Origin of the sequence: Hymenobacter psoromatis, assembly GCF_020012125.1 — a bacterium.
Taxonomy (GTDB): domain Bacteria; phylum Bacteroidota; class Bacteroidia; order Cytophagales; family Hymenobacteraceae; genus Hymenobacter; species Hymenobacter psoromatis.
Window position 1 is genome coordinate 57210 of sequence record NZ_JAIFAG010000004.1, and the last position, 9367, is coordinate 66576.

Consider the following 9367-nt stretch of genomic DNA (forward strand, 5'->3'; position numbering starts at 1 on the left):
TTTTAGGTGATGAAAAATACACAGTTTACGCTGTGCCTGGCCGCGCTTTGCCTGTTGGGCAAGCCCGCCGCCCACGCGCAGGCAATCGTTTCGGCCCCCGTCCTGGAAGGCACCAACTTCATCCAGACTGGCTTGCAGGCCACCTTGAAGGCTCTGAACGCCAAGGCGAATACGCTGGCCGATGATGGTGTGGTCGAGCAGGTGCTGACCAAGGGCTTTACCGAGAAGAACATGCTCTTGGCCAAGGACTGGTACGATGGGCTGCTAGCCATCAGCAACACCATCAAGAAGTACCGGCGCGTGCAGCACATTTTCGAGCGCCAGACGGCCATCATCACCATCTACTCCAACTACATCAGCCAGTTCAAGGCGGACCCGAATCTGACCCCCAGCCAGGTCGGGGGCATGGTGAAGGGCTACACGACCCTGATTCAGGAGAGCGCTACCTACCTCGATGATTTGTCGGCCATCGTCTCGCCGGCGCAGTCGAAAATGACCGATGCCGAGCGGATGGAGCTCATTGATACGCTCGACGATAAGGTGACCCACCAGTACGACCTAGTGAGCTACTTCACGCGGCGCAACATGGCCATCTCGACGCAGCAGGGCCAGGCGGCGAAGGATGCGGCGAAGTTGAAGGTCCTCTACGGCATCAAGTGATGAGAAAGTTCTTCACCGTCGCCGTGCTGGGTAGCCTGGGTCTGCTGGCCCGCCCCGCCCACGCCCAATTCGTGATATCGGCGCCCATCGCCGAGGGCCAAGCCACCAAGCAGGCCGGCCACCAGGGCATTCTAACCGTGCTCAAGGACCTGGGTAATACCATCGTCAAGAAGGGCAACGACACGCAGGCTGTCATCAAATCACTAGAAGACCAGACCGTGCAGATGCACGACGAATGGTATAGCAGCTTGCTCAAAATCAACTCGGTAGTGAGCAATTACCAGCAGGTGAAAAGCATCTGGAGCTACCAGAACCGCACGCTGAGCCTCTACACGCAGAATATCACCCAGTTGCGCAGCAACCCCTATCTGACGCCCTCCCAGATTCAGGGCATGGTGAAGGGCTACACGGTGCTATTGTCCGAAAACGTGGGGCTGCTCGATGACCTGACTACCATTCTCACGCCGTCGGCGGCGAAGATGACGGATGCCCAGCGGCTCAAGTTCATCAACAAGATTTCCGACAAGGTAACCCATCAGTATCAGCTGGTTGCCTACTTCACCAAGCGCAACCAAGCCCTGGCCACCCAGCAGACTCAAAACGCCCAGGACACGCAAACGCTCAAAAAGCTCTACGGGCTCTAATCGCTATGACGCTACTTACTCTACTCCTTCAGGTTTCCATTCCGGTCAAGTCGCTTCAGGAGTTGCTCGACAACCTCTACAACGAGATGCTGCCTCTGTGCGCCGACCTCGTGAACGTGGGCCGCGCCCTAGGTGGGCTAGGGGCGCTGATTTTCATCGCTAGCAAGGTGTGGCGCCATCAGGCGGAAGGCTCGCCTATTGAGTTCTTTCCCTTGCTGCGCCCCTTCGCCATCGGCCTGGCCATTTCCCTTTTCCCCTCCATGCTGGGCATCCTGAACGGCGTGCTAGGTGGAATTTCGAGTGCCACTTCCTCCATCGTCCTGACGCAGAACCAAGACATCATCCAGTTGCAGGCCCGCAAAACAGCCCTGCTCGCGGCCCGGCCCGAAAATGCCCCCTACGAAGATGATGAGGCATTTGACAAGGAATTGGAGAGTAAGGATGTACTCGACTTCGGCGGTAAGGCCTCACTGTACTTCGACCGCATGAGCTACAGCATGCAGAAGAGTTTTCGGGAGTGGATTCGCAATGTGCTGGAATTGGCCCACGACTCGGCCGCGCTGGTGATAAACACCATTCGCACTTTCTTCCTTATCATCCTAAGCATAATCGGCCCTATCAGCTTCGGCTTTGCCATCTGGCCTGGCTTCGAAAGCACGCTGACCAACTGGTTTTCGCGCTACATCAACGTGTTCCTCTGGTTGCCAGTGGCCAACATCTTCGGGGCCATCATCGCCAAGATTCAGGTGATGATGCTCAACCTCGATATCGCTCAGATTCAGTCCAATGGCGACCTGGAAAAGGCCGACTATGGCTACATGATTTTCCTGGTGATTGCCATTGCCGGCTACTTCACCGTGCCTTCAGTAGCGAGCTGGATAGTCTCGGCTAGCGGCCTGACTAACATCACACGCTTTGCCTCCAATGCCGGGGGCGCTGCCGGCAGCATGGCCGCTGGTGCAGCCGGGGGCGTGGCTGGCCAGGTAGCCGGCCGGGCTATGGCCGCTGGGCGGGCCGTGTTCGGCGGTGGCCAGGGCAGCCAGCCATCGGGCGGCAATCAAGGTGGCAACGGCTACCAGAATACCAATAAAGCGGCTTAACCTCTAATCCGATTCAGCATGTTTCGCTCCCTCAAAAACATCGACTCAGCCTACCAGCAGACGAAAACGCTGGCCCTGCTTTTTATGGTGCTGTGTGCCTTCGTGACGGGCTACTCGGTGTATGCCTCCCAACGCTCGATACGTGATGCTCAGGGCCACATTTACGTGCTCGCCCAGGGCAACCTTCTCGAAGCCGTTTCCCACAACGTGAAGGATAACCGCCCGGTCGAGGCGCAAGACCATGTGAAGCGCTTCCACGAATTCTTTTTTACCCTCGACCCCGACGCCAAGGCCATCGAGCACAACGTCACGCAGGCGCTGTTTCTGGCTGATGAGAGTGCCAAGCGGGAGTACGACAACTTCAAGGAAAGCGGCTACTACAACAACTTGATTCAGGCCAACATCAGCCAGCACATCACGGTGGACAGCGTTACCATCAACCCGGCGACCTACCCTTATTACGCTAAATGCTACGCTACTGAGCAGATTATTCGCTCCTCCAGCGTGACTACCCGCAACCTGGTTTCCGAGTGCTACCTGCGCGACGTCTCACGGTCGAGCAATAACCCACACGGCTTTTTGATGGAGCGCTGGCATGTGTTGCAAAACATCGACCTCAGCACTCAGCCCCGCTAATACCTCGCCGGCCACTCTCCTCTGCCTCTTACCCTTATGAGCAAGCCCCAGCATACCCAAGAGTACCTGAGAAAGCGTCGAATGATGCTGTTCATCCCCGTTCCTGGGGTAATCTGCCTGACCGCTCTCTTCTACCTAGGGGGGGGCGGAAAAGGCGTCACGGCGGCCACTACCGGCCCCAACGCTATGGCCAGCGGCATCAACCATACGCTGCCCTCCGCAGGCAAGTCGGCTTTGTATGCCGATAAGATGGAGGCCGCCAATGCGCCTCAGGATAGCAGCCACCACAATAGCTTGGCCTTCGCGCCGGTCGCGAGCACGCCGGCTCCTGATGCGGGTGCTACATCAGGGGCGCCCGGGGCGACTACGGCGGCCGTCGGCACTACCCCAAGTGCCCAGCCAACCGGTCTCAACTACGCCGTGCAGCCGGGCCAAACGGCCGGCCGCTATGATGCTAACGCTGACCCGAACGTGGTGGCCATGCAAACCCGGATGCAACGACTCCAAGAGCAAACTAGCACTCAGCCCACCAGCGCCCAGCCTGCTTATCCTACCTCAACGTCAGCTGCTACCAGCTCACGCCAAGCCTCGGCCTCGGTGACTAGCTCGCCTCGTGATACACGCATGGATGAGTCTCTTAAGGAACTCGACCAGCTCAAGAATCAGTACCAGCAACGCCTGATGGGCATAAATGCACCGGCCACGGCCGTCGCGGTAGCCACGCCCGCCAGCACCGCGCCCAAAAAGGGTATGACGGTTATCACCCAGGTGCGCCCTACGGTGGTGAGCAGCCTGCGCACCCAGACCGTGCCTCAAGCTAACGGCTTTCACACGGTAGGGGAGGCGAGCCCCAGCAGCAACGTCAACTCGGTACCGGCCGTGGTCCACAATGACCAGGTGGTGGAGGCCGGCTCGACGGTGAAGCTGCGCCTGCTGCAAGATGTGCAGCTGGAGGGGCACCTGATTCCGCGCAACAGCTTTCTCTACGGGGTGTGCAGCATGAGCGGCAACCGCCTGAGCATCGCGGCCACGTCGGTGCAGTATCAGGGCAACCTGCTTCCCGTCAGTCTTAAGGCATTTGATATTGATGGGGGAGAGGGGCTCAACATTCCCGGCTCTATTGACCGCGACGCCCTCAAGCAGGGAGCCGCGCAGGGGGTAAGCGGGGCCGACATGCTCACTATGTCGCCCAGCCTAGGTGCACAGGCGGCTGGCATCGCCATTCAAACCGGTAAGGCCTTGACCGGCCGGAAGATTAAGACGGTAAAGATTCATCTCAAAGCAAATTATCAGCTCCTGCTCAAATCATGAAAACGCCCTTCTTTCTCGCTTGCGTCGGCCTGACCATGCTCACGCTGCCCGCCGCCGCCCAAAAGTCTACCCATCGCCGGCACCGCTCGGCCGCCAGCCAGGTAGCCGCCAGTAACACGAATGGCATCCTGGGTGCCGGCCCGCTGCACGTGGCCAACGCGACCTACCTCACGGCGGCCGCCCCTGTCTCGACACAAAAAATCCTGGCCCTTCAGGAGCAGAACTACATCGGTTCCTATCGTATGACTGTTGGGTTTCAGAAAACTACCCACCTAATTTTTCCCTACGCCGTGTCGTATGTGGACTTGGGCAACGGCGGCATCATCGCAGACAAAGCCCAGGGTGCAGAGAACATCGTGAAGGTGAAGGCCAGCCAGCAGGGCTTTCCCCAAACCAACATGACAGTGGTCACGACCGACGGCCGCTTGTACTCCTTCATCGTGGATTATGATGCCAACCCTAGGGTACTGAACTACAACCTGGCAGCTACCGACGTTTCGACCTCCTCCGCCGTGGTACCCCTAGCCCACCTATCCAACTCCAGCGTGACGCAAAGTGACCTGGAAAATTACTCGAAAGAAGTGCTGGAAAAGCGTAAGGGGCCGCACGTGCGCGAGCAGAAGGACAATATCACCCTGGCCATGCAGGGCCTTTACACTGAAGATGATATGTTCTTCTTTCCCCTGCACTTGGCCAACAGCTCGAACATTGGCTACGATGTGGATTTCATCAAATTCTACATCCGCGATAAGAAAGTGGCCAAGCGCACGGCCTTGCAGGAATCGGAGCTGACGCCGGTGTTCGTCTATAATGCCAGGCAAACTACTATACCCGGCCCCGGCCAAGTAGACCAAGTGTACGCCCTGCACAAGTTCACCATTCCCGACGATAAGAACCTGGTAGTCGAGATGTTCGAGAAGGGCGGCGGCCGGCAATTGTCCTTCGTTGTGGGCAATTCCGACATTCTTAAGGCCCGCAAGCTCAAGAAGTAGCTGAGCTTATATAGTTACCATAGGTCACCCATGGAATAGGGCGTAGCACTTTGCTACGCCCTATTCTGTTTTTAGGGTTGAAACAATCTGCCGACGTTACGTAGCTTAGCTACCCCAACGGCTTCATTATCTCTTGACCATGCGCAAGTTCTTGGTTTTCCTGGCCGCTGCTATCTACCTGCTTAGCCCCTTTGGGCCCCACTGGGGGCCGCTGGTGGTGGCACTGGGTGTCTTCCTAGTAGTATTCAATTTCCTAATCAAGGCGGTTCCCAAACGCCGTCACCGCTAGTCCACGGCTTATGTTCTCCACCTTTAGCCTAGCCACCTTCCTGCAAATACTTCTCGGCTCCTTCGTGCTGGGGTATATAGGCTGTGCGTTACTGGAGCAATTCGGATTCAAAATCAAGCGCTGAGGCCCACAAGCCGCTTTTTCCCGAATTCCTACCTTAACTGACCGGCATTATTGTCGGTCAGTTGTCGTTTGTACTAGTCGATGAGCAGAAGCGGCCGGATGCCTAGGCAACTAGAGCATCGCATCATTACCTCCGTGACGCCGCCAGCGATTGAGATTACCTCTTCGTGGACATGTAAGGTATCCTCTCCACAATCAGTGCAGTCGAGTAGCTCAGCACTCTCAATCATTTCTTCCAAGAAGGCTAGTTCATCGGCTTGCATAGAGTTCAGTGAAATGAGGCGATATGATGGTAAGATACCTCGGTAGTCGCAAAGCAACTGCTGATGTATTTTGTTGGGCCGCTCGCCCTGGTGCGCGGAGCCTCTACTATCCCTCTCCCGTTTGGTTTTTTGACCATTTCAAATGGGCTGTTTTTAGCCCCTCTGCGAGGGGCTTTTTTGTAACCGGCCCATCTTACCATTACTTGTCCGTTCGTTGCACACGCGTAAGCGTTGTAAGCAATTGGGGGTATTTAAGGTGTTGGGCTGCCTCTACAACTCTCTAAAAGCTAATCGTTGCTGGACTTTGCGGTACTATTCTTAATCTTCTTTACTCTTCTAACTTATACGGAGTAGGTGAACGAAATAAGACAGACAGGTGAACGAAATAAGACAGGTACGGTGAACGAAATAAGACAGTGGTGAACGAAATAAGACAGTTGGTGAACAAAATAAGACAGTCAGGTGAACGAAATAAGACAGTATAAAAAGGTAATAAAAAAGGCCCATCCGCAATGCGAAAATGGACCTTTTTATACTATGATAAATGCTTGATAAACAACTGTCTTAGCCCTTCATTTGCTTAGCTACGGCTACCAGATTTTGCTGAAAATTGAGCTGGTTCTTCTGCAACTTCTGACGCTTCTGTTCCTCAGCCTCAGCTTTCGCTACTTCGGGCTTCTTGGTAAGGAGCACTTGATACTTATCCTCAATAGAGCCGTCGGCCTGGCGGTGGTCAGTAGACCCAATTTTGGTGACCTCAGCTGTGAAAGGAATGCTGTCCAAAGCACAGACTCGGGCAAGAAACCCCCGCATTAAGCTGGCAGCTTTTTTAGATGGTGTTTTTTCGAAACCCGCGATTTCCTTAAGCTCATCGAAGTTCTCTATGAACTTCAGTTTGCTCTTGTTGTCCTTGCTGCACCATAGGCCCCAAGCATAGCGCATCCGCAGATACAGAAAGCGGCCCACGGTCCAGCTGCTACCCGTCGGCTCCTGCTCGGTGCCGGCCGTGCGCAGGCTGGCGTAGTCGGGTAAGGTAATGAGCTGGCTCAAGAAGTGATTATTCTGCACGAAGTCGGGATTCACCGACATGGTATAGCGCACAAACGAGCGGTCACGGCGCGTTATGGTCAAGCCTTTGAACAGTTTGAGGCTACCAAGCACATAGCGGGTCTCACGCTTGGGACCAGCTACCCGGTATTCCTTCGAGTCATAGAGCATGGAGTGAGACGACATGCTGAATAGCACGGCATCCAGAATCGTGCGGCCGTAGTCGGCCAGAAACTTGGGCTGCAAGGCGAAAATCACCTGGCCGCCTTTCGTCATGGGCTGTAGCAGCGAGTTGCGGCTATGGCCGAAAAGGGTGTAGAAGTCCGATGCGTGAAACGTAACGCTAGGGGTGTCGAGCAGCAGGGCCAGGTTCTGGCGAAAGCTGGGAATGAACGTCTCTTTGGCCACCCACATGATGAGGTCAATGGCCAGCCCACGGTAGGGCCCGTACTGCCGTACCTCGTGGGGGTAACGGCAGATATTGGAGTCCAAGTAAATGGTCTCTATATTTGTCATGCGAATCCTATTTGTTTTAGACGGGAGTCTCTGTTTGCAGCAGGGGCTCCCGTTGTCGTTTTGGATGGGTGTAGCAAGGTACTACTATTTCTGGCCTTGTTCCTACTCCGGCAACAAGGCAAAAACAGTAGAAAGGAATAACCTAGCTGGCGTTCAGCTTACAGCGTCGTTTCTTTAGCCTTGCGCGGGTAGTATTTGCGGCCCACAACTAGCTCCTGGGCCTCCTTGCTCTTCTCGGCCACTTGCGGATTGTGTTCCGCCTGCGCCAGTACTACTTGCATCACGTCTTTGACGGAGCGCCCGATTAGGTTGGCCAGTAGCATAAGTTCACCAATAGTAAACAGCGACGGGTCGGCCTCACGGCTCTTCAGTTTAGGATGTCCCATACCCAGCGCCTTCATAAAGTCGCGGTCTGTAAAGCGGTTATCCGCACGCAGTAGCTGGCTGAAGGTCTGAGTAGGCTCCGGTTTCATAGGGGACGAAAGTACCGCTAGCACCGCAATAAAGACGTGTAGGTTCACCACAGTCAGTATAACTAAAGGGAAAAAAGAGTTGGGCGGGCGACTCATAAAGCCCCGGTCTGCTGGTAAGCAGGCCGGGGCTTTTGGTGATTAGCTGCGGGCGCGCAGCGTCAGGGGGTCGTACTGCTGAGCTAGTCGGTCCTGGGCCGCCTCGGCTAGCCCCTGGGTAAGCTCCGACCGGTTGAGCAGGACCGCGACCTTCTGCTGCTGGTCGTTGTACTCGCTACTCAAATCGTGGTGCGCCAGCACGTAAAGCAGCAAGCGGGTCAGAACTTTCTCGGTCGGGGCGGTGGCCATGACCTGCGCCCGTACCCACTGCCGATACTCGTCGCCGCACATGGCCTTGCGGGTTTTATCCAGCATAACCGGCCATTTCCAGTCGCGCACTAGATGCGTCAGCATCAACTCGTCTAGTGCAGTGCGGTTGTGAAGCAACCGCTCCGTAATGGCCTCCCCAAGCAGAACGCGCCGAACTTGTTCGCCTTCCTCGTCGGGCTGCCCAAATAGCACCACGATGCGGCCCGCCAGTACGGATTTGGTCGCCTGCTGGGTCAGCCGCTTGCGGCGGGCTTCGTGCTGGGCCTCTTGGTTGTTTTTTTGAGCGGTTGCGGATAGGTCAACCAACACAACACGAACGGCGTGGGCCTGCTGAGGCCCATCGATGAACACGCCGGCCACCGTGCCTTTTTTCTTCTTGCTAACCTCATAGCGGCCGGGCGCTAAGGCCCCGGCCGGCGTTTCGTAGGAGCGGCTGGAAAGGCGGTAAGCGGGCTGCTCTTCGGTACTGTTTTCCTTGATGGCCAACGTGGTGCGGCGAGCCAGCTTCACGCCCCAGCAGCCCTTATCAAGGCAAGCATCTTTTCCTTTACTGGGCTGCTCAAAGAGCACCCCGGCGCAGCCGCTCCGCTTTGGACACGTCCCGCAAGCTCCGGCTTGGGGATAAAGGTCGGCATCGTGGAGACTCCAAGGGGCGGCGCTCAGTAGGTGCATTTCGCTTTGCAGCCAATACTTCACCGTGCTTTCGCTCAGTGGCGCGGCACGCTGGTGCTGGTCGTGCTCCGCTGCTAGGCGCGCCTGCACCGCCTGTGGCCACCGGGCCAACTCTTCGGCGGCGGCCAGCGTGAGCTTATCGGCCCGCAGCGCCCGCAGCCAAGGGCCAATTAATTGGCTCACGGCCTTGCGCTGGGCTACCCAGCGCAGTGGCTTACCCAGCCGGCTGGCTATCTCCTGAAACGTAGCGCCGTACTTACTGAGCTTGCCCACGG

General features: G+C 56.5%; 9 protein-coding genes. 6 read left to right on the forward strand and 3 right to left on the reverse strand.

The genetic code is table 11. The features are described from left to right. Nucleotides 1-9: 9 nt before the first annotated feature. The 6 genes from LC531_RS22410 to traN are packed head-to-tail and all read left to right on the forward strand — an operon-like array spanning nt 10 to nt 5343. Nucleotides 10-660, forward strand: a complete 651-nt coding sequence (locus LC531_RS22410; RefSeq protein WP_223654518.1) for a hypothetical protein — start codon at nt 10-12, stop codon at nt 658-660. After that, nucleotides 660-1304, forward strand: coding sequence for a hypothetical protein (locus LC531_RS22415; protein ID WP_223654520.1), 645 nt, complete (start codon nt 660-662; stop codon nt 1302-1304). Before LC531_RS22410 ends, LC531_RS22415 begins: the two co-directional genes overlap by 1 nt. A gap of 5 nt (nt 1305-1309) precedes the next feature. Continuing rightward, nucleotides 1310-2404, forward strand: coding sequence for a conjugative transposon protein TraJ (gene traJ, locus LC531_RS22420; RefSeq protein ID WP_223654522.1), 1095 nt, complete (start codon nt 1310-1312; stop codon nt 2402-2404). An 18-nt stretch (nt 2405-2422) separates the two neighbouring features. Continuing rightward, a complete protein-coding gene (traK, locus tag LC531_RS22425; protein WP_223654524.1) occupies nt 2423-3040 on the forward strand; it encodes a conjugative transposon protein TraK in 618 nt (205 codons plus the stop codon). A 36-nt stretch (nt 3041-3076) separates the two neighbouring features. Then, nucleotides 3077-4351 (forward strand): conjugative transposon protein TraM, encoded by a 1275-nt coding sequence (gene traM, locus LC531_RS22430; RefSeq protein ID WP_223654526.1) that lies wholly within the window; start codon nt 3077-3079, stop codon nt 4349-4351. Beyond that, a complete protein-coding gene (gene traN / locus LC531_RS22435) occupies nt 4348-5343 on the forward strand; it encodes a conjugative transposon protein TraN (RefSeq protein ID WP_223654528.1) in 996 nt (331 codons plus the stop codon). Before traM ends, traN begins: the two co-directional genes overlap by 4 nt. Before the next feature lie 1239 nt (nt 5344-6582). On the opposite strand, the gene LC531_RS22440 is transcribed toward traN, so the two are convergent. The 3 genes from LC531_RS22440 to LC531_RS22450 all read right to left on the reverse strand — a co-directional run. After that, nucleotides 6583-7581 carry a hypothetical protein gene (locus LC531_RS22440; RefSeq protein ID WP_223654530.1) on the reverse strand — a complete coding sequence of 333 codons (999 nt, stop codon included), beginning with the start codon at nt 7579-7581 and terminating at the stop codon, nt 6583-6585. 158 nt (nt 7582-7739) lie between these two features. Next, on the reverse strand, nt 7740-8054 hold the full coding sequence (locus LC531_RS22445) for a hypothetical protein (RefSeq protein ID WP_223654532.1): 315 nt from the start codon (nt 8052-8054) through the stop codon (nt 7740-7742). Between the two features lie 138 nt (nt 8055-8192). Continuing rightward, the coding region (locus LC531_RS22450; protein WP_223654534.1) for a hypothetical protein at nt 8193-9367 on the reverse strand (1175 nt) is incomplete at its 5' end.

Bases quoted from the DNA above. Each gene is read 5' to 3' on its own strand.
- LC531_RS22410 (WP_223654518.1), top strand. From the start codon at position 10: ATGAAAAATACACAGTTTACGCTGTGCCTGGCCGCGCTTTGCCTGTTG.
- traM (WP_223654526.1), top strand. From the start codon at position 3,077: ATGAGCAAGCCCCAGCATACCCAAGAGTACCTGAGAAAGCGTCGAATG.
- traK (WP_223654524.1), top strand. From the start codon at position 2,423: ATGTTTCGCTCCCTCAAAAACATCGACTCAGCCTACCAGCAGACGAAA.
- LC531_RS22415 (WP_223654520.1), top strand. From the start codon at position 660: ATGAGAAAGTTCTTCACCGTCGCCGTGCTGGGTAGCCTGGGTCTGCTG.
- LC531_RS22440 (WP_223654530.1), bottom strand. From the start codon at position 7,581: ATGACAAATATAGAGACCATTTACTTGGACTCCAATATCTGCCGTTAC.
- LC531_RS22445 (WP_223654532.1), bottom strand. From the start codon at position 8,054: ATGAAACCGGAGCCTACTCAGACCTTCAGCCAGCTACTGCGTGCGGAT.
- traN (WP_223654528.1), top strand. From the start codon at position 4,348: ATGAAAACGCCCTTCTTTCTCGCTTGCGTCGGCCTGACCATGCTCACG.
- traJ (WP_223654522.1), top strand. From the start codon at position 1,310: ATGACGCTACTTACTCTACTCCTTCAGGTTTCCATTCCGGTCAAGTCG.